This is a genomic window from Priestia sp. Y58, assembly GCF_029522095.1.
GTDB lineage: Bacteria > Bacillota > Bacilli > Bacillales > Bacillaceae_H > Priestia > Priestia megaterium_E.
Window position 1 is genome coordinate 290,554 of sequence record NZ_JAKWFL010000001.1, and the last position, 21,816, is coordinate 312,369.

Consider the following 21,816-nt stretch of genomic DNA (forward strand, 5'->3'; position numbering starts at 1 on the left):
AGTGAAGAGTTCTCTCTTCACTCATGCCTCAATCTCTCTTATACTTCAACCGTTTGCTGCACGCTTGCTTCTAGCGCTGCTTCAAAAATAGCTAAGCCTTCTTCTAGCTGCTCATCCGTAATAACAATTGGCATTAAGATACGAAGAACGTTTCCAAATACTCCTGCGCTAAGCAATAATAATCCACGTTTGTTTGCTTCTTTTACGATACGCTGTGTAAGCTCCTTGTCCGCTTCTTTTGTTTCACGATCTTTTACAAGCTCGATAGCAGACATAGCACCTAATCCGCGAATATCACCGATACAGTCATATTTCTCTGCTAGTTTTTCAAATCGTGATGTTACCACTTTTCCAAGGTACTCACCGCGTTCGTTTAGCTTTTCTTCTTCAATGATATCAAGTACAGCTAAAGCTGCTTCACATCCAAGAGGACTTCCGCAGTACGTTCCGCCAAGCTCACCAGGATTAGATTCATCCATAATTTCAGCACGGCCAATGACACCGCTGATCGGTACGCCAGCTCCTAGTGATTTTGATACCGTAATTAAATCAGGCTCAACGTCAAAATGTTCAATACCGAAGTAGCGGCCCGTACGTGCAAATCCTGCTTGAATTTCATCTGATACAAATAAAATTCCATGCTCTTTACATAATTGATACACTTCTTGCACAAAACGTTTACCTGGTACGATGAAGCCACCTTCACCTTGAATCGGCTCCATTACAACAGCTGCAATCGTTTCTGGTGCTACTTCTGTATTTAAGAAGTTTTTGAATTCTGTAATCATGAAATCTTCGTATGCATCAACTGATAAACCTTGTGGACGGCGATACTCGTAAGGATATGGAGCTTTGTATACTTCAGGAGCAAACGGTCCAAATTCATATTTATATGGTTTTACTTTACTTGTCATTGTCATTGTCATTAATGTACGGCCGTGGAAACCGCGGTTAAAGGAAATAATTCCTTGACGCTTTGTATATTTACGAGCAATTTTCACTGCGTTTTCTACAGCTTCTGCTCCGCTATTTAAAAGTAATACTTTCTTGTCAAATTCACCAGGTGCAATTGCTGCCAATCTTTCTGCAAGCTCTACATATGACTCATACATCATTACGTTAAATCCTGTGTGAATAAAACGGTCTACTTGTTTGTGAAGCGCTTCTTTTACTTTTGGATGACTGTGTCCTACATTGATTGTGCCAATTGCGCCTACGAAATCAATAAACGTATTGCCATCGACATCTTTAACGATCGCCCCTTCAGCCGTATCAGCAAATGTCGGAATGCCATAACTTACACCTTTCGGAATGGCACGGTGTCTTCTATCTAATAATTGCTTTGCATTTTCTCCCGGTAAATTTGTTGCTACTTTGCTAAAAGTTTGACTCATTTTTTATCTTCCTCTCATATTAAATAATTCTTCAATTAGTTTATATGCAAAAAACGTGCCAACTTTTAGAAAGCTGAAAAATAAGCATTTTTAGATAATTCTAACGATAATTCACTTATCAATGAGTCTATATAAACTTGCTTATAAGTTAAAAAAGACTCGTTCCTCGCACACAGTACAGGAATTTTATATTGCCATAAAAGGAACAAGGCTTTTATAATAAATGTATAAATATAGTAATGTTATGTTTAACCTCTTTATAAGGGAGTGAAAAATATGCTAGAGGGCTGGTTTTTATGGGTTATTTTATTTTGGGTGGTCTTTTTAATGAGCATGTTTGCTATCGGCGGATTTTTTATGTTCAGGAAATTTTTAAAGCGCTTACCAAAAGAAGACGGCATGTCTGAGCTTGATTGGCAAGATCACTATCTTTCCAAAACCGTCCACCTTTGGTCAGCGGATCAAAAGCAGCTATTAAACGTTCTTGTTGAACCAGTACCTGAACTATTTCGCGATGTAGCCAAACAAAAAATCGCGGGAAAAATTGGGGAACTTGCAATTGAGGAACAAGCAGCCTCTATAACGGAAGACTTAATCGTACGTGGATACATTTTAGCTACGCCTAAACGTGATCATAAATTTTTATTAAAAACATTAAAAAAGCAAAAAATAGATGCCGTCCCCTATCAGCATTTATTTTAAATCAAAAAAGGTGGCTGCGTAGCCACCTTTTTTAGTTTAATATCGTTGTATTAGCAAGACGATCATTATGCAGCTTTCGTTCGAGCTTTTTGTACGATGTGTACATCGCAATGCGCCAAGGTACAATCATACCAAATGCTAAAATCCAGAACATACCGCCAAGCTGACCAACATCAATTGAAGAACTTAAATATATTTTCATTGCAATTCGAATAATAAGCAAACCAATAATAATGAATGCAAAAGCTTTTGAACGCTTCAAGTAAATATGATCGTCACGAATTTCAAATTTAGACGTTTTAATTAACAGGATTGAGAAAATCATGCCTGCTATTAACGCCTCAAGCAGTTCTGCACCCGTTACTCGAAACATTGGAAAAATAAACATTAAAGCTCCCGTACTCATAAAAAAAGGCGGAAGTATAATTTTTTTTGCATTCGTTGGTTTATCAGCAGCTTTCATTCGAACAACTAATATGAAAGAAGCCATAAAAATTGCGACAAGTGTTGAAGCAATAACCAATGAAATCCTTCCTTTACTATAGTTTAGTGTTTACTTATATTATAATCCAAAAAACATCAGAAGTAAAAGTGCAACAAAAAAACAGAAGAGGATCTCTTCTGTTTTTATTTAGTAGAGGTGATATCTGCTTTTGCTTTTTGCTTTTGTTTTTGCTTTTTCATTGCTTTTAGTAAGAATCCGCCTTTAAATTTACGCGGCTCGTATGAAATAATGAAAGCACGAGGCTCATATTCTTCAATGAATGCTAATAGCTCTTCTTCTCTACTTCTTTTTGTTAAAATGTCTAATCTATAGCGTGCACTGTCTCTTCCTTCTCCTTGGTAAACAGTAACACCAAAACCTTCCTGTCGAAGGCGGTTAATCAACTCTTCATTTTTGGTCATAAGGTTAACTAAGAATGTTGTATATCCGATAGCAAGCCTAGATTCGATATAACTTCCAAGGATAATTCCCACTCCAAACCCAACTGCATATACAACCATAGCAAGCGTGCTTTGATCTCCTGAAAATACAAGGGATAAGCCGAATACATAAATTAACGCTTCAACAAATCCAAAAACCGAGGCATACATACTCATACCTTTGACTAAAAAAATTGTGCGCAGCGTCAAGATCGGTACATAGATCAGTTGCAAAAGCAAGATTAACAAAATATCTTTCAATTTATACACCTCTTTTTAACAATTAAAAATATGACGATTTCATTGTATCACTCCGTATTTATAGAAGATATAGTAAAATAAATTTTTTCTATATATTTTTTCACACCATATTCTTGTATGTTTCCTAAGAGCGAAAGTAACTATTTTGTCTTTTGAAAAATAAAAAGAATCTGCCAATTCTCAGATTCTTTTTTGTATCATTTTCCCTTTTTAAAAGCCCGTAAACCCTCCAAATACGCTCGTTGTATAAATAATAATTTTTGTCATCCAGTCAAAATACAAAATAAATCCCATGCCAATCATTGCATATCCGCCAACTTTCATCATGGAATTCATATGTTTTTTTAACCAGTTCATTTTCCCAATAAAAAACGTCATAATAAAAAATGGAATAGAAAATCCAAGTGAATAAGCTATCATATACAAAAGGCCAGAGCCTGGGTTTGTCGCTGCAAGCGCCATAACCGACACTAAAATAGGGCCCGTGCAAGGAGTCCAGCCCGCAGCAAAAGCCATGCCTATGAAAGAAGAACCTAAGAGACCAGCAGGCTTATTTGCGAATCTAAGCTTATGCTCTTGCATAAGAATTCGAGGCTTAAAAATCCCTAGTACAACTAGACCAAAGAAAATAATAAGAATAGCGCCAATCTGCCGAATTAAATCCTTATAGTTAAAAAACCACTGACCAATAAAGGACGTCGCAAAACCAATCATAATAAAAATGACAGAAAACCCAAGCAAAAAGAAAGCTGTGTGAATAAAAGCTTTTCGCTGATGTGACTTAGCGCCTTCCTTTAGCTCGCTAACTGATACTCCCGTTATGTACGATAAAAAAGCTGGGTACAAGGGCAAACAGCAAGGTGAAATAAACGATAAAAAACCTGCACCAAATGCCAAAAACAAATTTAAATCTCCCACATTTCCCACTTCCCTTTTTTGTTCTTTTTGTTCTTTTTCGTTACCATTTTGTAACCAAATTGTCTTATCTCACTTCTTTCAAATAGTACCATTATCTTGTATAATTAGGTAAACGACTTGTTAGAAGGGATACATAGCATTGGCCAAAAAAGATATTCTATTAGCGATTGAAAAGAAACGAGAAGAACTCATCCGCATAGTCCGAGTAAGTGGATTAAATTCTCCACCTGCTATTAAACATAGTCAAGAATTAGATCATTTATTAAACGTTTACAATGAATTCCCTGCTCAAACGACAGAAACAACCTCTCCATGAAGGTTGTTTCTTTTTTTGCCTTCACTCTATCAATTCTGTATAAGTCTCTTTTACTCCTGTTTCTTTGCTGAAATTCTCCTCTTTTTCACTGTGCTGAAGCTGATACATATTATAGTACAAACCGCCTTTGTTTAGCAGTTCAGTATGTGTGCCTTTTTCGACGATTTTTCCTTTATGCAGTACTAAAATACAGTCGGCGTGTTGAATAGTGGATAAACGATGGGCAATCGCAATTGTTGTACGGCCTTTTCCCATATCTCTTAACACTTCTTGAATCGCTTCTTCTGTTTCTGTATCAATATGTGCTGTTGCTTCATCAAGAATAAGGATTTTAGGATTCCGGATGACCGTTCTTGCAAATGCTAAGAGCTGACGCTGGCCGCTTGATAAAGTGGAACCTCTTTCGACTAGCACTTCATTATACTTATTAGGAAGAGCTTCGATAAATGCGTGAGCTTGAACAAATTCCGCAGCTGCTTTTACTTGTTCATCAGAAAAATGGTCTTCGTGCAGCGTAATATTTCGTTTTACGGTATCTGCAAATAAAAAGGCATCTTGAAGCACCAGCCCTACCTCATCTCGAAGCTGTTTATTTGAAAAAGACGATAGCGGTTTATTATCGATCAAAATGTCTCCTTTTTGCTGCTCATAAAAACGCATTAATAAATTAATGATGGAGCTTTTCCCGCTTCCCGTATGGCCTACTAAAGCCACTGTTTCTCCTTCGTTTACCGTAAACGATATATCAGAAAGTACATCTCGAACACCATCATAGGAAAACGTTACATTTCTGAATTCTACCGTTCCTTTTTGTACCCCCTGCTTTTGTTCTCCTGTCATGACTGGATTTTTTTCTTTTTCATCCATCAAGTCAAATACCCGAGAGGCTGATACCATCGCTTGCTGATACATAGAAAGACGCTGCATCATTTCATTAACAGGTTCAAAAAAACGATCCAAATAGTTGATAAACGCGTAAAGAACACCAATTTTAACAGGACTGTCAGCTACGGAAATACCAAAATAACTGAGCACAAGAATAACGGCTAAAATGTAAAGAATTTCGACTGCCGGTCTTAGTAGCAAACCATCCAACTTAATATTGCGCATCCCCGCTTTGTAATGTTCATCATTGATTTCTTCAAATTCCGAGCGCAGCCGCTTTTCTTGACGAAATAACTGAATAATAGACATGCCTTGCAAAGACTCATGAAGCTTGGCATTTAACTGGCTTAGCTTTTCTCGAAGCTGCCCGTAGTAAATAGCGCTGTAATGCTGATAAAGCTTCATAAGTCCCCAAATGAACGGGAGAAGAACTAAACAATAAAAAGCCAGCTTCACATCTAGCATAAACATGGCTATAAAAATACCGACCAAAAATACCCCATTTTGAATAAAAACCGCGATGACTTCCACAAACATTTCTTTCATGGCTTCCGTGTCATTTGTAATTCGAGATACCAGGCTTCCTGTTGGCGTGTTGTCAAAAAAGCGAAGAGCCAGGCGATGAACATGAGAAAAAACGTCAATTCGAATCTGCTGAATAATTTGAAGCGCAATTTTTTGGAACTGCAGAAGCTGAAAGTATTGAACGACAATTTTTAAAAGCTGTAAAAGCAAATAACTGCTTGCAAGCCACACCAGAGGCTGAAGAGGCAAATACTTAGGAGTTAAATAATCGTCAATGAAAATTTTAATCAAAATGGGTCCTAATAAATCAGCAGCCGTAGCAATTAATAATAGTGTGAACGCTAAAAAAAATGATTTTTTATGCGGAATTGTATAGCGAAACAGACGTTTATGTACCGAAGAATGCTCAATTTTCATTTTTCGTCTCTCCTTCTTCTACCGCACGTTCAAGCTGCTGTCTATCGTACATATCCTGATACCAGCCGCTCACGCTAAGCAGTTCCTCATGAGTTCCTCGCTGAATAATTTTCCCTTTATCAAGGACAAGAATCAGGTCTGCATGAGTAACCGAGCTCAGCCGATGCGCTGTAATAATCGTTGTTCGATTTTGACGTTTTTGCTTCAACGCTTGTAAAATACCCGCTTCCGTTTTTCCATCTACCGCTGATAGCGAGTCGTCTAAAATTAAAAGCTCAGGATCTAATAGAAGAGCTCTTGCAATCGAGATACGCTGTTTTTGTCCACCAGATAACGAAACGCCTTTTTCACCTACTATTGTTTGATAGCCATCTGTAAAATCGAGGATGTCTCTATGTACATTTGCCACTTTAGCTGCTTCTTGGATTTCTTGATTGCTTGCGTCTTCTTTTCCGAACGCGATATTAGCAGCGACTGTTGTTGAAAACAAAAAGTGATCTTGAGGAACATATCCAATGCTTTTGTACAGTGAATCAAAAGCATAGTCTTTAATGTCTTTTCCTCCCCATAAAACAGCTCCGTCTCTTACATCAAATTCACGAAGCAGCAGCTTTAAAAGCGTGGTTTTCCCAGCACCCGTCTTTCCGACAATCCCTAACGTTTGACCGCGAGAAAGTGTAAAGTAAATTTCGTTTAACGTATATTCATCTGCTTTACCATACGAAAACCTATGAATAACAGCTTCAATATTTCCTGTTGGCATTTTAACACTAGGGTGCGCTGCTTCTTCAATCGAATTTTCTTCTTTTAATAAAGAAAATACCCTGTCATATGATGCTCTTCCTCGTTCTACAATGTTAAATAACCAGCCAAACGCGAGCATCGGCCAAATAAGAAGGCCCAAATAAGTTGTAAAGGTAACAAGCTGTCCCAGTGTTAACTCTTCACTAATCACCATCTTGCTGCCAAAAATAAGAGCAAGTAAAAAAGAAAGTGCTACAATAATCGAAATGGTCGGATCAAACAATGCATCTACTCGTGCTACTTTCATGTTCTTTTGAACAACATCTGCAGACTTAATACGAAATTCTTCGACATCAGCTGCTTCTTCCCCAAACGTCTTAATGACTTTAATTCCGCTAATGCTTTCTTGAACCTTATCATTTAAAGTAGAAAATGCTGCTTGTGCGTGATGAAACCGCGCATGAAGCAATGTACCATAGTAACTTGTTAAAACGGCCATAAGCGGCATAGGAATAAGGCAAATAAGCGTTAATTTCCAGCTGATTGTGAGGGCCATTGTGCATAGAACAAGCCCTCCTGTGACAATCGAATCCACGAGCGTCAAAACGCCCGAACCTGCAGTTTGTTGAATAGCTTGAATATCATTCGTTGCATGGGCCATCAAATCCCCAATTCGCCGCCGCTGATAAAAGGCCTGATTCATCTTGGTAAAATGAGTGTAGAGGGTATTTCTCAGCTGCTTGGCTAGTTTAACAGATGAACCAAATATCATAATACGCCATATGTATCTTGTGAAATAGGCCACAACAGCAGCTCCTAGCAAAATGCCAACCATCTGCATTAAGCGCTTTCCATTCAGCGTCCCTTCTTTAATGCCATCTACCGTTAAACCAATAATTTTAGGCGGGAGAAGTTCTAATGCTGCCACAATAATGAGCAGCGCTATCCCCGTTATGTAAGACTTTTTTTCCTGTTTGAAAAACCACCATAACTCTCGAAAAATTTTCATCGTATCCCCCTAGCCCCACAACCATTTTCTTATCTCTATCATAAAACAAAAGACACCCTTCTGAATAGAGAGTGTCTGTCCAATTAACCATTATTTAATTTGGCCGTTCATTGCTTTCATCATTTGGTTAATTTTTTTCTGCGATGGTTTCATGCCCATTTGCATCATCATCATTTTTAACATTTGTTCATTAATTGGTGGATTTTTCTTCAGATAGCTCATCATATACTTACGAGCAATGAAAAATCCTAGCGCTATCCCAACAATTAATGCTAGAACACCAACTAGAATATACATTCCCATGGTATTACTTCCTCCTTCGTGTTGTCTAACTTACAGTGTACTAGACCATACGCTATTATACAATATTTCCGTTCCAATTTCCTTAAATAATTACACAAATTTTCTTGTTTTCACAGGCCTCAGCCAGCCGTATTCATCCGTTCCATAATTCACTGCTAAAAAACAAGGATCTAGCTTGCGTAATACTTCAAAAAAAGCTGTCTCAGCATCAACATTGCCATCTCCTTCAATTGTTATACAGCGATTCGTTAATTTTATAGATGCTCGACTTTTTTTATGAGGATATTCCAGCACAAACGTCTCTTGATGAGTAAAAAAATGAGGATAATGAGAAAACGCCTGAAGCAATTCTCGTTGAATAAATGAAATGGGCAGTTGGCGAGTAATGTAATGAACTTGTTTTTGTAAGTGCGTTTCCTGCAAGTGACGTTTCATTCTATATTCAATCAGCAGCTGATAAATGAGCTTTTCTCTTCGAAAATAGGATGATGCAACTTCTTCCTCCATTAAATATACTTCATACGTTCTCACGATTCATCCTCCCTTTCGGCTCGTTCTTTTTTGTACCATTATACCGAATGGTGTACGCAATGCTTGTCTATCGATGAAAAAATTCCTTTGTTTTTTTGTCGAAAAAAAGAGCAGACCACAGGAGTCTGCTCTTTCTTATGAAAAAGAATTATGCATTAAGCAAGCTTTTCACTTTTGCTACTACATTTTCAACTGTAAAACCAAATTCTTTCATGATTGTTTCACCAGGAGCAGATGCACCAAAGTGATTAATACCAAGAACTTGTCCTTCGTCTCCAACATAGCGTTCCCAGCCAAGTGTAGAAGCCATTTCAATACCTAAACGTTTTTTCACTGATTTAGGGATAACACTTTCTTTGTACTCAGCAGATTGCTCTTCGAAACGATCCCATGCAGGCATGCTTACTACAGATACATCAATGCCTTCTGCAGCTAATGCTTTTTGTGCTTCTACTGCTAGGCTTACTTCAGAGCCTGTTGCAAGTATTAATGCATCCGCTTGGTCTTTACCAGCTTTAGATACAACGTACGCGCCTTTAGACACGCCTTCGTATGCATTTTCTTTTGTACCTTCAAGTGTTGGCAAGTTTTGACGAGTCAATACAAGCGCCGTTGGGCGGTCAGTTGACTCTAATGCTAAGCGCCATGCAGCAGCTGTTTCATTTGCATCTGCAGGACGAACCACTGAAAGACCTGGCATTGCACGAAGTGATGGCAATTGTTCAATTGGCTCATGTGTTGGGCCGTCTTCTCCAACTGCGATACTGTCATGTGTGAATACATATGTTACAGGAAGCTTCATTAAAGCTGCTAAGCGAATTGCTGGGCGAAGATAATCAGAAAATACAAAGAATGTTCCTCCGAATACTTTTACACCGCCGTGTAGAGCCATACCGTTTAATGCAGCTCCCATTGCAAATTCACGTACACCGAACCAGATATTACGTCCGCTGTAATCAGCTGCAGTGAAGTCTTCTGAACCTTTAATCATTGTTTTATTTGAGCCAGCTAAGTCAGCTGAACCGCCGAAGAATTGAGGTACAGCTTGTGCTACTGCGTTTAATACTTCTCCAGAAGAAGCACGGCTAGCTAAGCTTGAACCCGTTTCGTATGCTGGAAGCGTTTCTTCCCAGCCTTCCGGTAACTTTCCTTCTACTGCTAGTTCAAATTGACGACCTAGTTCAGGATATTTTTCTTTATACTGTGCAAATACATCGTTCCATTCGTTTTCTTTCTTTTGGCCATCTTCAGCAATTGTAGCTTTGAAGTGAGCATACACTTCTTCCGGCACATAGAAATCTTCTTCAAATGTCCATGCATAAGCTTCTTTTGTTAATTTTGTTTCATCGGAACCTAATGGAGAACCGTGCACGCCAGAAGTACCCGCGTGGTTTGGAGAACCAAATCCGATTGTTGTTTTTACTTCAATTAGCGTTGGGCGTGTTAAATCGCCTTTTGCTTCTTCAATTGCGTTTGCAATCGCTGTCAAGTCATTGCCGTCTTCAACGCGGATTACTTGCCATCCGTAAGCTTTGAAACGATCTTCTACGTTCTCAGAGAACGAGCGATCTAAATCTCCGTCTAAAGAAATATCATTTGAATCGTATAAAACAACTAAACGTCCTAATTTTAAGTGTGCCGCTAATGAAGCTGCTTCAGCAGATACACCTTCCATTAAGTCTCCGTCACCACAAATACCATACGTAAAGTGGTCTACAATTTCTAAACCTTCTTTGTTGTATGTTTCAGCTAAATGACGTTCTGCCATTGCTTTACCAACAGCCATTGCAATACCTTGTCCTAGTGGACCAGTTGTTGCATCAACACCTGCTGTATGACCGAACTCTGGATGACCTGGTGTTTTACTTCCCCATTGACGGAAGTTTTTAAGGTCTTCAATTGATAAGTCATATCCAGCTAAATGAAGCAAGCTGTATAATAGTGCCGATCCGTGTCCTGCTGATAATACAAAGCGGTCACGGTTGAACCAGTTTGGATTCTTTGGATTGATGTTCATGAATTTTGTCCACAATGTATATGCCATTGGAGCAGCTCCCATTGGCATACCTGGGTGACCTGAATTTGCTTTTTCAATCGCATCGATTGATAAAGTACGAATTGTTGCAATCGAAAGATCTTCAATACGTTGTGTCATACTCTTCATTCCTTTCAAAACTATGTACATATGTTATCATACTAATGATTTGCTTATTTGTACAATACTTGAACCAAAAAAATTTCCACTTTTACAGTTTTTGTGCCCCTTATTAAAAATATACAAAAAACTAGAGGGAACACTCCCTCTAGTTTTACTAGAACATCTTAGTGAAGACGCTTCTTTTTACTCTCTTTTAACTTCTTAGGCGTAACATCTTTACCTTCTTCGTCCACAACTTTAATCGTGTGAAGGTGATTTGTCATAGATTGTCGGAAAACTTTTAAATATTCCTGACGTAGCTCTTGCTGTTCTTTCGCTTCAGATTCTGTCAGCCCTTCAGCCTTTGCCTTTTTTGAAAGAGCATTAATACGAGCAAGTTTATCTTTTGATAGCATATAAAACCTATCTCCTTATAATCAATAATTAAAATTACCGAACCGCTCCGGCAACATGTAGTCATCTTACTAAATCTCTTTCGTTTTATCAAGAGATTGAGCACTCTCTTGGTACTCTTGATAGCGGCGATGTACCGTCGCTTTTGAAATATTATGACCAAAACCTTTTAGCGTAACTGAAATTTCAGCAAAGGTTAAGCCGTTATGACGAAGGCGGACAATTTCTTCAATCGGCGCTTCTTTTTTTTCCCTTCCCGAGTTAACTCCTTGATTTTTTAAATTTTTCTGCGGACGATAACCGTTTTCTACGGCTCTTTTCATTCCTCTTTTAATTTTAGCATTATGTAATTTCCGCTGATGCTCTTCCACTAAGCTAATAATATCTAACACCATTGAATCAGATTCTGAAAGCTGAAGCTGACCTTGATGACTAATCGTATAGATGGTAGCATTTTCTTTATGAAAAGCATGAAGCAGCGCAATTCGGGCATTTCCTCTGCCTAATCGTGTTTCGTCTTGAATGAGCAGCACGGATATTTTCTCTTCTTTCATTGTATGAAGAACATCCAAAATACCCTCTCTGTCTACATCATATCCGCTTGCTTTTTCCATCACGACTTTTTTCACCTCTAGATGGTGAAGATCAGCAAGCTTTTTTAATTCTTCTTGCTGGCGCTGTAAAGATGTTTCTTGGGTTTTTTTATCCGTACTGACACGGCAATAAATAATGGCGTCCACTTTTATCACGACCTTTTCGGCTTCTAACAATATTCAGGAACGGCCGTTACACACTACTGTTCAATTGCCACTTGATTATGTAACTCTTTTTTTAAAACAGGAATATATAATTTATCTCCAGGTGATAAAGACTGGGCAGTATCTGAGTTTAAATCATTGACGTCTTCAACCCATTTGACAAATTCATTGGTGGTCAAATGATGGTGATTATGATACTTGTTGGACAAGTCCCAAAGCGTATCTCCTTTTGTAATAGTAACCGTTGAATATTTGTCTAAATCTACTTTATCCGCTCCTAAAACCAGCGTCAATACATATGTAAGTGCAGCGATAACTGCAAAAAAAATAGCGTAATGTTTCATAGAATGTAAGAATTGTTGCATATTATGATCCCCCTATCAGAATATATGTTCTTATTTTATTGAGAACATTTGTTTCTGTCAATGGAATTCTTCGAACTTATGTTTGTATATTGACACATCACGTGGTATAATTCACCTAAAGAATAGCTAAAATCGAGGTGAAAAATATGAAGCTATCAAAACGTCAACAAGACATACTAGATTTTATTAAGCACGAAGTAAAATTAAAAGGTTATCCGCCTTCTGTTCGCGAGATTGGGGAAGCGGTAGGATTAGCCTCTAGCTCCACTGTACACGGGCATTTAGCTCGTTTAGAAAGCAAAGGGTTAATTCGCAGAGATCCAACAAAACCAAGAGCAATCGAAGTTCTTCAACTAGATGAAGTAAACATCCCTAAAAGCAATGTCATTAATGTTCCTGTTATCGGTAAAGTAACAGCGGGTCTTCCTATAACAGCCGTTGAAAATGTGGAAGAATATTTCCCTCTTCCAGATAAATTCGTTTCTCCAGATGATCATGTATTTATGCTTGAAATTATGGGAGAAAGTATGATTGAAGCAGGTATTCTAGATGGCGATATGGTAATCGTACGTCAGCAGCAAACGGCTAATAATGGAGATATTGTGGTCGCTATGACCGAGGATAACGAAGCAACGGTAAAACGTTTCTTCAAAGAAGAAAATTTCGTTCGTTTACAGCCTGAAAATTCAACGATGGCGCCTATTATTCTTCGCCACGTAACGATTTTAGGAAAAGTAACTGGTGTATATCGCACGATTCACTAATCAGACACTGTATGTAAAGCCAACTAATCATGATGTTAGTTGGTTTTTTTACGTTTGTTTTCTAAAAAAATTGGCATATTATAAATGATACGTTGAATCATCGCAAGCAGGTAGAACGGTTTTTGTAAAGCTTGTTTCACTTTTTACTTTCTATCTGCATTTCCGCGACTCTTACAAGGAAATACAACCGACCATAAGAAGGATGTAGTTTATGACCAATACACCAAGGAAAACAGAATCATTTCAAACCATTGTACCTACCAAAGCAATGAACATGTTTCTTTTTCCTTTTTCTTTTGATCGAAAAAATAAAGAGCAGCTTGTTCATGCACTGAAAGAAAATTTGTTCGAGTTTTTTTCCATTCAAAACAAACATTTAGAAAAAGAATACTACGGAGAACAGTATTACGTATCTCATGATAGCCTGGATCAATATTTTCTTCCTTACATTGAATGTATTCTATTCCCTGACTCGTGCGAAAAAGAAGGGTTGCTTCGATTTTCCAAAAAAATAGACCATACCATTACGTTACACACTTCCTCCACCACCGTGTCTAGCAACGTGCTGTCTGTGGATGTTTTTTTATGTCCTTTTGAAATTGGCGTCATGACCATTCGCACTGAGATGAGCCATGATCATTATACCTATGATGATATTTTAGAATTCATGAATCATTTTCGTGTATTAGAACCGAAGCTTGCTGAAGAGCATGGATCCACCATTACCTATGAACATCATCGCTATAGCAAAGTACAAGATTATATTTTTTCACAGCTTGCGCCATTTTTGAACGAACACATCAAGAAAGAAGCCACGCGTGAACAGCACGTTGGGAGCCTTCCTTATTTTATCGATGAACGGATGTTTGTGTTAAGTTATGTAACGGTAAATAAAGAGCAAGAGATTAATTCCACAACTTTATTTCGTACTGGGCAGCTAAATAGCTATACGCCTGACGGGAAAGCGTTTATTTCTGCACACAATCATGAGTATATTAAAACGTATAATACTAAACATGTGTATGAAAGGTGGGCTCCTGAAACTTATTACGTCATAACAGACCATGTGTTTTCATGTATTTCTAAATCGGCAGACTCTAAAACGGATCAGCTTTTGATGAATCATCTATTTGGCCAGCATTACTATAATTTATTTTTACATTTTTTCTATAAAATCGTGTTGCTAAAACTATCTTATGAGTATTCTCAGCTCACGTTTCATAAAAATTCAGAGGGCATTGAACGACTAATCCGCTCTATTACCGTATTTTCAGGTAAATATTTATTTTTAGAAATTAGCTCTCGCACAGAAGGTCAAGAGTTTTCTGAGCTCTTTAAAAAAATCTTCCACATCAATTCTCTTTATCAAGAAGTCAAAGAAACCCTTGGTACTTTGTACCAAAATCAAGAGAAAATCGCAGCCAAACGTCACAATTACTTATTATTGATTTTAACGATTTATACGGTTCTTTCCGGTATTTACGGAATGAATTTAGTTATTAGCAAACTAAAGGGAAACATCAATTGGGATAGTATGAAGCAGTTTTCTATCTTTGAATATATCGCTTTAATAGTAGCTCTATCAGGAATTCTGATCAGCATTAGTCTCGGAGTGAGTTCCCTATGGAATTTATTAAAAGATCGATTTAAAACATAAAAGCTGTTCGCATCAGAAAACACATGATAAAAAAGAAGAGATTGAGACATAACTAAATCAAGCGAGTCTAAAGGAGAACAAATGGAATAAATAAGCTAGCAGGGATTGCTTGTGACACCGCGGTTGATTTCCGTGCAAGACTTCGCTTTCCGCGGGCGGCCGGTGAGCCTCCTCGTCGCTTACGCTCCTGCGGGGTCTCACCTGTTCCGCTTTTCCCGCAGGAGTCTTCGTCTTGCCCTCCAATCAACTGCTGGAAAGAACTAAACAAATAAAACCTACGTTTACCATAAAAAAACGAACCACTAATCAAACATGTTGATCAATGGTTCGTTTTTCACTTCGACTAAAATTCTTTTTTCCCAACCTCTTTTATCTATTACTAAATCACTGCCTACTCCGCTGAACCTTTTATCAAACGTTGTGCCGCTGTTGTAATATCAGAACAATCTAACATTATACTCTATAAGAAAAATATATACAAAATAATAAAATATGGTATCATAGGGTAGGAATTTTGTACCTTATCTTTGAAATAATTTGCAGGAGGTAATATGCTTAACTCATTTTTATCCAAAAGCCTGATTCTTTTATGTGTCATTATTCTCACATGGTCTCTATGGGGCAGTTACAGTGCGATGACAAATTCATTGGAATTAAAAGGCTTGGCTTTAAGTAATTCATTTATCATTGAAGGAATATTTATCACTTTCCTTGTCATTTTTCTAATAGCTATTGCAAGTAGATACATGAACAAAACTGTTTTTTTTATTTCACTGATCGTTTTGACCTTAGGTATTCGACTAGCATGGATGCTTTCTGTTCAAACGCCTGTAAAATCTGACTTTCTTGTCATGCTAGATGCCGCGCGTAATATCGCAAAAGGAAATTATGAATTTAACCAAAGCGTTTATTTCACTACATGGGTATATCAGCTAGGCTTTTCATTCTATGAATCTGTTATTATTCGCTGTTTTGGAGATAATATTTTTATATTAAAATTGTTAAATATTTTTTATTCCACTGGAACCGTTATTTTTATTTATTTAATTGGCGCGAAAGTATTTAACGAACTTGCTGGGAGAATGGCAGCTTTTCTATACGCGTTCTACATTCCGAACATTCTCTATAGCTCAGTGTTAACTAACCAGCATTTGGCTACTTTTTTATTTTATGCAGCTTTTTACCTTATTATAAAAAGATTTGCTCATAGCAAGTTTAGCTGGCTTTATATTGGCCTTCTATTGTCGTTAGGAAATTTAATGCGCCCTCTAGGACCCATTATTATCGTTGCTGTTTTCATTTATTTCATCTTGCAAATTCTTCAACCTTACATTAAAACGAAGGATGCTGCTGAGTTAAAAGTTCGCCGAAAACAAATAGGAAAAAACCTCGTAGGCATACTGGCTACTTTTTTTATTGCAAATGCGCTGATCAACTATTCTTTTGTTGCTAGCGGTATTTCTAAATATCCTTTAAGTAACAGAGATCCTTTATGGAAATTCGTCATTGGCTTTAATTACGAAACAAGCGGTTCTTATTCTTCAGAGGATGCTAGTCGTTTTATGGGTATGCCAATTGGAGAAAAACGAGCTGAAGCAGAAAAAAAGGTAATTAAAGAGCGGGTAGCAGATAAAGAGCAGCTTTTAGATCTCTTTCACATTAAATTCCTAAATATGTGGGGAGGAACGGATGCATCTACATTTTGGAGCATTTCATTAACTCCTCAAGAAGATGTACCTTTTAATAAAGAAAAATTAATTAGTGCTGCTCAAAGTTATGAAAGAATTATTTATGTTTCAACTACTATTCTTTCCATTATTGGACTTATATGTTTATTCCTGAAGAAGCAGGATAAATATCCGTATACACTGTTTTTATTACTAATCATAGGATACGTTCTTATTCACTTGCTTATTGAAATTCAAACTCGCTATCGATTCTTTATTTTTCCAAGTTTTATGCTGCTCGAAGGGTTTGGTATTTCAGTGATTCTATCCTATTTAATAGCACGATTTACTAAAAATAAGCCCCAGACAAAATATGAAGAGATAAATTAAATGGAAGGGATTATGCAACCGTGATAAAATTCCTGAAATTCGGATTTGTAGGTATAATGAATACCCTGCTCACTATTATCAGTTACTTAGCACTCATTCATTTTGATATGAATTATATATTGGCTAACGTACTATCTTATTTTATTGGCGTCATAAACAGCTACTATTGGAACAAATCGTGGGTGTTTCAAGCAACTGTACATAAATGGATGCTAGCTCAATTTTTCATCGTAAACCTTATTACTTTAGCAATTAATACAAGCTGCTTATTCCTTCTTGTACACTATACACCTGCTAATCCAATAATTGGACAACTGTTGTCTACTTGTATAGGAATGTTTATCAATTTTTTCCTTAATAAAATATGGACGTTTAAGCACACAAACCATCACTCGATAGGAGGTAAAGCATGAGAGAACTAATTTCAATTGTGGTACCTATGTATTTTGAAGAAGAAGTAGCCAATGAATGCTACAATCGCTTGCTTTCCGTCATGCATAAAAACCACATTAACTATGAATTCATTTTCGTCAATGACGGCAGCACCGACCGAACAATTGAAATCTTGAAAGACGTAGCGGCTATGGATTCTAATGTGAAAGTTATTGATTTTGCTCGTAATTTTGGGCACCAAACTGCCGTAACAGCAGGCATTGATTATGCTCAAGGTGATGCTATCGTTATTATTGATGCGGACTTACAAGATCCGCCTGAAATGATTCCCGAATTAATTGCTAAATGGCAGCAAGGCTATGAAATTGTATATGCAAAGCGCAAGAAACGAAGCGGAGAGACCTTTTTTAAATTAGCCACGGCTAAGTATTTTTATCGCTTTTTAAATTATATGTCCGATATCGAAATCCCTAAAGACACGGGAGATTTTCGTATTATCGACCGAAAAGTAGCGGATGTATTCAAAAAAATGACTGAACGTAATCGTTTTGTACGAGGAATGATGTCTTGGATTGGCTTCAGGCAAACATATGTAGAATATGAGCGCGATGAACGCTTTGCTGGTGAAACAAAATATCCTTTAAAAAAGATGATCAAGTTTGCTTCAGATGGAATTATTGGGTTTTCAACGAAGCCTTTGCGTTTAGTAATGGTTATTGGCTTAATATCGGTTTTTGTATCACTTTTAGTTTTAAGTTATTCGATTGTTGTTTGGCTGATAGGTAAAAACATTCAGCCTGGCTGGACTTCCATTATGGTAGCTATCACCTTCTTTAGCGGCATTCAGCTACTTGGATTAGGTCTAGTCGGACAATACATCGCAAGAATTTACGACGAAAGTAAAAATAGACCTATTTACGTTGTACGTGAAACCATTAACTTCTCAAAAGCTTCAACAGATTCTCCAAACGTCCGTGAAAAAGTATATAGCTAAAAAAACAAGGAAGAAAACAACTGTTTTCTTCCTTGTTTTTATTCTTTTTGAAGCTGTAAATCACTTGGCTCCCAGTCCGGAATTCCATCATCTTCATCAAATTCAATAATGACATCCGTTACTCCTTTTTCCTGTAAAATACGATTTTCCAGACGATCTTTAATATCATCAGCTTCGGCCACTGTTAAAGAAGGATCAATTTCTACTTTTAATTCAACGTGAAGCTCTTCTCCTTCTTTCATCACCATTAATGTTTGAATATCACGCACTTGCACATCTTGCATGACAATCGCGCCAATTTTTATTTCCATTTCTTTATCTGCTTCACCAAGGGCTCCCGCAGCGTTGTCTAAAAATACTCGTCCTACTACAAAAAACATCATAAGCCCAATTAAAATAGAAGCAATTCCTTCAGCTTGGTGAAAAGGTGTAAACCGTGAAATGAAAACAGCGATTAATGCCAATACGCCTCCTCCAGTAGCTACCAGATCTTCCATAAAGACCAGCTTGGTTGCTGGCTTTGCTTTCTTTAAATGAACAAAGCTTTGGGTAAAAACATTGACCTGTGCGGTATTCATTCCGACATCGTGCAAAATTTCTTTCATTGCCTTAAATAAGACAAACATCTCAAGCAATACCGAGATGCCAAGTACTGCAATATTTAAAATAAAGCCTGAAGACTTCGTCGGATGAAGAATGTGGTGATATCCTTCTTTAATCGTTTCAAACGCCATAATCCCTACTACAAGAACCGCTCCTAATAGAACAAGATTAACCAATCGGCCGAAACCGTTTGGAAATCGTTTGGTCGGGGCTTTTTTACTTAATGCCGAACCTATAAAAACAAAAAACTGATTAGCTGCATCTCCTAAGCTGTGCATCGTTTCAGCAAACATCGCTACATTCCCTGTTAAGGCGAAAGCAATTCCTTTAATAATGGAAATAATGGTATTCACTATAGCGGCCATCATGGCCGATTTATTTCCTTTTCGCAACAATTTAATTAATTCACTCATGTAATCCCTCCGTTTGCACCTTTGATGAGATTCGATTACGGTTAGTGTATGTGAATTTAAAAATTAAAAACCTCCAACATACAAGTTGGAGGTTTTTAGTCATGTTTCATTATTTTTTAAAACGGTACGGTACAGTTGTAACAATTACATTTTTGCGGTAAAGCAAATGTGCTTTTAACAGCAGACTGGACTGATTGTGAAGAATATTTTGCCAACTTTTTTTCGTAATGAATTGCGGAATAACGACCGTAATGGCCATGTTATTTTCTCGCGCTTTTTCCTCAGCCATATCGATGAATCGAAACAGCGGCCGCACTAAGCTGCGGTATTGAGAATGAAACGTAACAATACGAATATCAGGCTGCCACTTCTCCCACTTCTCTTCCATTTTCTTTTCGCTTTCTCGATCAAAGGCCACATGCACTGCAATAACGGTATCACCAATCGTTCGTGCATAATTTAATGAATTTTCTACTACCTTTGTCATTCCTGCTACAGGAACAATGACTACACTTCCTTCAAGCTTTCCAATCTTTTCTCCTTGCTTAATGCGAAGCTGCTCTCCTACCGCTTCATAATGCGTATGAATGCGATGAAAAATATAAACGATAACCGGTAAGAAAATGAGCACGGACCATACTTGTGAAAACTTCGTTGTAAACAAAATAATTAGCACCGTTAAGGTTATGAGGGCCCCAATTAAGTTAATAGTTAGCTTCCCTTGCCAGCCGGCCGGCTTTTCTCTAAGCCATTTGACAATCATGCCTGTTTGAGAAAGCGTAAATGGAATAAACACCCCGACTGCATAAAGAGGAATTAATTGTTCAGTCGCTCCTTTAAAAGATACAATTAAGACAATAGAAGCAATTCCAAGGGTCACAATTCCATTCGAATAGCCTAATCGATCGCCACGAATTTGAAACATTCTCGGCATGTATTTATCAGACGATAGGTTGACAGCAAGCAAAGGGAAAGCAGAAAAGCCCGTATTCGCCGCTAGCACTAGAATTAGAGCTGTTGTGCCTTGAATAAAATAATAAAATCCATTTCGTCCAAACACACTTGATGCAATTTGTGATACAACCGTTTCATCTGCTTTTGGAGAAATGCCAAGCCAATAAGCTAAAAACGTGATGCCAGAAAATAAAACGGCTAAAATACCGCCCATCAGCATTAATGTATGAACAGCATTTTTTGCACCTGGCTCTTTAAAGTTAGGCACTGCATTTGAAATGGCTTCTACACCTGTCAATGCCGAACACCCTGATGAAAAAGCTTTTAATAATAAAAACAAACTAATACCTGGCACTACTGTACCGAGAGAGGGATGAAGCTCAGGTGAAACTTGACCTGTCGCTATTTTAAACAAGCCTACCGCTATTAACAAAATAAGAGCAATAACAAATAAATAAACCGGATAAGCTAATACAGAAGCGGATTCTGTTACACCACGTAAATTTAAGACGGTAATAAAAATCACTAGCAAACACGCAATTACTACATTGTAATGATGCAGCGTTGGAAAAGCCGAAGTTAAAGCATCGGTTCCTGCTGAAACACTCACAGCAACTGTTAAAATATAATCTACCAACAGTGATCCCCCAGCGATAAGCCCGGGATTTTCTCCTAAATTGGTTTTGGAAACAATATAAGCTCCTCCGCCTTGCGGATACGCATAAATAATTTGACGGTATGAAAGAATTAAAGCCGTCAGTAGCACCAATACCCCAATCGCAATTGGAATTGAATACCAATAGGCAAGGACGCCTACTGTTGCAAGTACAATCAAAATTTGTTCTGTTCCATAAGCCACTGAAGATAAGGCATCTGATGATAAAATAGCCAGTGCTTTAAGCTTACTAAGCTTTTGATCGCCTAACTCTTTTGTTTTAAGCGGCTTTCCAATCAATAATCTTTTGAGAACTGAATAGTTCACGTAATTTCCCTCCGATGATTGCCTAGCTACTATTTACTGTTCATTGCTAAGCTCCGTTACAAGTTCACGAATAAGTGATATTATTCCTAAAAAATACTTTTTTATGTTAAAAAAGCGCACAAAAAAAACACTAAGGGTTCTCAGCGTTTTTACACAGCTTAAACCTCCTCTCCAAAACGCTTATGGGGTTAGCTGTCGGATTCGGGCTATGAGAGTAGCCCTACCTTTAAAAAAGGATTCACCCCAAGTGACAATGCACAAATTTGGGTCCCCCACTCCTGACGAATTAAGCGATAACAGGTCAATATAATTTTCGGTTAAAGAGTATGATTGATAACATGTTTCTTTCATAACTATCCTTTGTTCTTAGATAATATACTCCCGTACAAATGGTTT

22 protein-coding genes and 1 riboswitch are annotated in these 21,816 nt (G+C 37.5%); of the genes, 7 read left to right on the plus strand and 15 right to left on the minus strand.

Annotation, left to right across the window (positions count from 1 at the left end):
- Positions 1 to 38: 38 nt before the first annotated feature.
- Positions 39 to 1,394, minus strand: a complete 1,356-nt coding sequence (gene gabT / locus MMB68_RS01615; RefSeq protein ID WP_221812610.1) for a 4-aminobutyrate--2-oxoglutarate transaminase — start codon at positions 1,392 to 1,394, stop codon at positions 39 to 41.
- A gap of 276 nt (positions 1,395 to 1,670) precedes the next feature.
- Between gabT and MMB68_RS01620 the strand changes: the two genes are divergently transcribed.
- Complete coding sequence (locus MMB68_RS01620) at positions 1,671 to 2,096, plus strand: DUF2621 domain-containing protein (protein ID WP_013058765.1); 426 nt, start codon at positions 1,671 to 1,673, stop codon at positions 2,094 to 2,096.
- A 31-nt stretch (positions 2,097 to 2,127) separates the two neighbouring features.
- Here the strand turns inward: MMB68_RS01620 and MMB68_RS01625 are convergent, their stop codons facing one another.
- The 3 genes from MMB68_RS01625 to MMB68_RS01635 all read right to left on the minus strand — a co-directional run bounded on the left by MMB68_RS01625 (position 2,128) and on the right by MMB68_RS01635 (position 4,199).
- Positions 2,128 to 2,619: a CcdC family protein gene (locus tag MMB68_RS01625; protein ID WP_013058766.1), complete on the minus strand. Its 492-nt coding sequence runs from the start codon at positions 2,617 to 2,619 to the stop codon at positions 2,128 to 2,130.
- Positions 2,620 to 2,723: 104 nt separating this feature from the next.
- The gene (locus MMB68_RS01630; protein ID WP_013058767.1) at positions 2,724 to 3,281 is read right to left on the minus strand and encodes a DUF2179 domain-containing protein; all 558 of its coding nucleotides are present in this window, start codon (positions 3,279 to 3,281) and stop codon (positions 2,724 to 2,726) included.
- Between the two features lie 210 nt (positions 3,282 to 3,491).
- Positions 3,492 to 4,199, minus strand: a complete 708-nt coding sequence (locus MMB68_RS01635) for a cytochrome c biogenesis CcdA family protein (protein ID WP_028410875.1) — start codon at positions 4,197 to 4,199, stop codon at positions 3,492 to 3,494.
- 139 nt (positions 4,200 to 4,338) lie between these two features.
- Between MMB68_RS01635 and MMB68_RS01640 the strand changes: the two genes are divergently transcribed.
- Positions 4,339 to 4,515, plus strand: a complete 177-nt coding sequence (locus tag MMB68_RS01640) for an aspartyl-phosphate phosphatase Spo0E family protein (RefSeq protein WP_014458520.1) — start codon at positions 4,339 to 4,341, stop codon at positions 4,513 to 4,515.
- Between the two features lie 21 nt (positions 4,516 to 4,536).
- On the opposite strand, the gene MMB68_RS01645 is transcribed toward MMB68_RS01640, so the two are convergent.
- The 8 genes from MMB68_RS01645 to yneA form a co-directional block, all read right to left on the minus strand.
- The gene (locus tag MMB68_RS01645) at positions 4,537 to 6,342 is read right to left on the minus strand and encodes an ABC transporter ATP-binding protein (protein WP_136789594.1); all 1,806 of its coding nucleotides are present in this window, start codon (positions 6,340 to 6,342) and stop codon (positions 4,537 to 4,539) included.
- Positions 6,332 to 8,095, minus strand: a complete 1,764-nt coding sequence (locus tag MMB68_RS01650) for an ABC transporter transmembrane domain-containing protein (protein WP_221784411.1) — start codon at positions 8,093 to 8,095, stop codon at positions 6,332 to 6,334. The genes MMB68_RS01645 and MMB68_RS01650 overlap by 11 nt, the downstream gene beginning before the upstream one ends.
- Before the next feature lie 90 nt (positions 8,096 to 8,185).
- Entirely contained in the window at positions 8,186 to 8,398 is a 213-nt protein-coding gene (locus MMB68_RS01655; RefSeq protein ID WP_013058772.1) for a YneF family protein, read from the minus strand.
- Between the two features lie 90 nt (positions 8,399 to 8,488).
- Positions 8,489 to 8,929, minus strand: coding sequence for a sporulation inhibitor of replication protein SirA (gene sirA / locus MMB68_RS01660; protein ID WP_013084721.1), 441 nt, complete (start codon positions 8,927 to 8,929; stop codon positions 8,489 to 8,491).
- Positions 8,930 to 9,077: 148 nt separating this feature from the next.
- Positions 9,078 to 11,084, minus strand: coding sequence for a transketolase (gene tkt / locus MMB68_RS01665; protein WP_013058774.1), 2,007 nt, complete (start codon positions 11,082 to 11,084; stop codon positions 9,078 to 9,080).
- 167 nt (positions 11,085 to 11,251) lie between these two features.
- Positions 11,252 to 11,482, minus strand: a complete 231-nt coding sequence (locus MMB68_RS01670; RefSeq protein WP_013058775.1) for a DUF896 domain-containing protein — start codon at positions 11,480 to 11,482, stop codon at positions 11,252 to 11,254.
- A 69-nt stretch (positions 11,483 to 11,551) separates the two neighbouring features.
- Positions 11,552 to 12,220: a YneB family resolvase-like protein gene (locus MMB68_RS01675; protein WP_221784413.1), complete on the minus strand. Its 669-nt coding sequence runs from the start codon at positions 12,218 to 12,220 to the stop codon at positions 11,552 to 11,554.
- Between the two features lie 53 nt (positions 12,221 to 12,273).
- Entirely contained in the window at positions 12,274 to 12,603 is a 330-nt protein-coding gene (gene yneA, locus MMB68_RS01680; protein ID WP_014458514.1) for a cell division suppressor protein YneA, read from the minus strand.
- Positions 12,604 to 12,749: 146 nt separating this feature from the next.
- Between yneA and lexA the strand changes: the two genes are divergently transcribed.
- Positions 12,750 to 13,367 carry a transcriptional repressor LexA gene (gene lexA, locus MMB68_RS01685; RefSeq protein WP_013058778.1) on the plus strand — a complete coding sequence of 206 codons (618 nt, stop codon included), beginning with the start codon at positions 12,750 to 12,752 and terminating at the stop codon, positions 13,365 to 13,367.
- A gap of 211 nt (positions 13,368 to 13,578) precedes the next feature.
- Positions 13,579 to 15,024: a magnesium transporter CorA family protein gene (locus MMB68_RS01690; RefSeq protein ID WP_221784414.1), complete on the plus strand. Its 1,446-nt coding sequence runs from the start codon at positions 13,579 to 13,581 to the stop codon at positions 15,022 to 15,024.
- Positions 15,025 to 15,091: 67 nt separating this feature from the next.
- Here the strand turns inward: MMB68_RS01690 and MMB68_RS01695 are convergent, their stop codons facing one another.
- Entirely contained in the window at positions 15,092 to 15,292 is a 201-nt protein-coding gene (locus MMB68_RS01695; RefSeq protein WP_260506714.1) for a hypothetical protein, read from the minus strand.
- 283 nt (positions 15,293 to 15,575) lie between these two features.
- Between MMB68_RS01695 and MMB68_RS01700 the strand changes: the two genes are divergently transcribed.
- From MMB68_RS01700 to MMB68_RS01710, 3 genes are read left to right on the plus strand one after another with little or no spacing between them, the layout of a single operon-like run.
- Complete coding sequence (locus tag MMB68_RS01700) at positions 15,576 to 17,081, plus strand: ArnT family glycosyltransferase (RefSeq protein WP_277447228.1); 1,506 nt, start codon at positions 15,576 to 15,578, stop codon at positions 17,079 to 17,081.
- Positions 17,082 to 17,101: 20 nt separating this feature from the next.
- Positions 17,102 to 17,494 carry a GtrA family protein gene (locus tag MMB68_RS01705; protein ID WP_050689602.1) on the plus strand — a complete coding sequence of 131 codons (393 nt, stop codon included), beginning with the start codon at positions 17,102 to 17,104 and terminating at the stop codon, positions 17,492 to 17,494.
- On the plus strand, positions 17,491 to 18,468 hold the full coding sequence (locus MMB68_RS01710) for a glycosyltransferase family 2 protein (protein WP_221784416.1): 978 nt from the start codon (positions 17,491 to 17,493) through the stop codon (positions 18,466 to 18,468). The genes MMB68_RS01705 and MMB68_RS01710 overlap by 4 nt, the downstream gene beginning before the upstream one ends.
- 38 nt (positions 18,469 to 18,506) lie before the next feature.
- Here the strand turns inward: MMB68_RS01710 and MMB68_RS01715 are convergent, their stop codons facing one another.
- Entirely contained in the window at positions 18,507 to 19,484 is a 978-nt protein-coding gene (locus tag MMB68_RS01715; RefSeq protein WP_277548086.1) for a cation diffusion facilitator family transporter, read from the minus strand.
- 109 nt (positions 19,485 to 19,593) lie between these two features.
- Complete coding sequence (locus tag MMB68_RS01720) at positions 19,594 to 21,420, minus strand: APC family permease (protein WP_277548089.1); 1,827 nt, start codon at positions 21,418 to 21,420, stop codon at positions 19,594 to 19,596.
- Positions 21,421 to 21,582: 162 nt separating this feature from the next.
- Positions 21,583 to 21,723, minus strand: a riboswitch (cyclic di-AMP (ydaO/yuaA leader).
- Between the last annotated feature and the right edge of the window lie 93 nt (positions 21,724 to 21,816).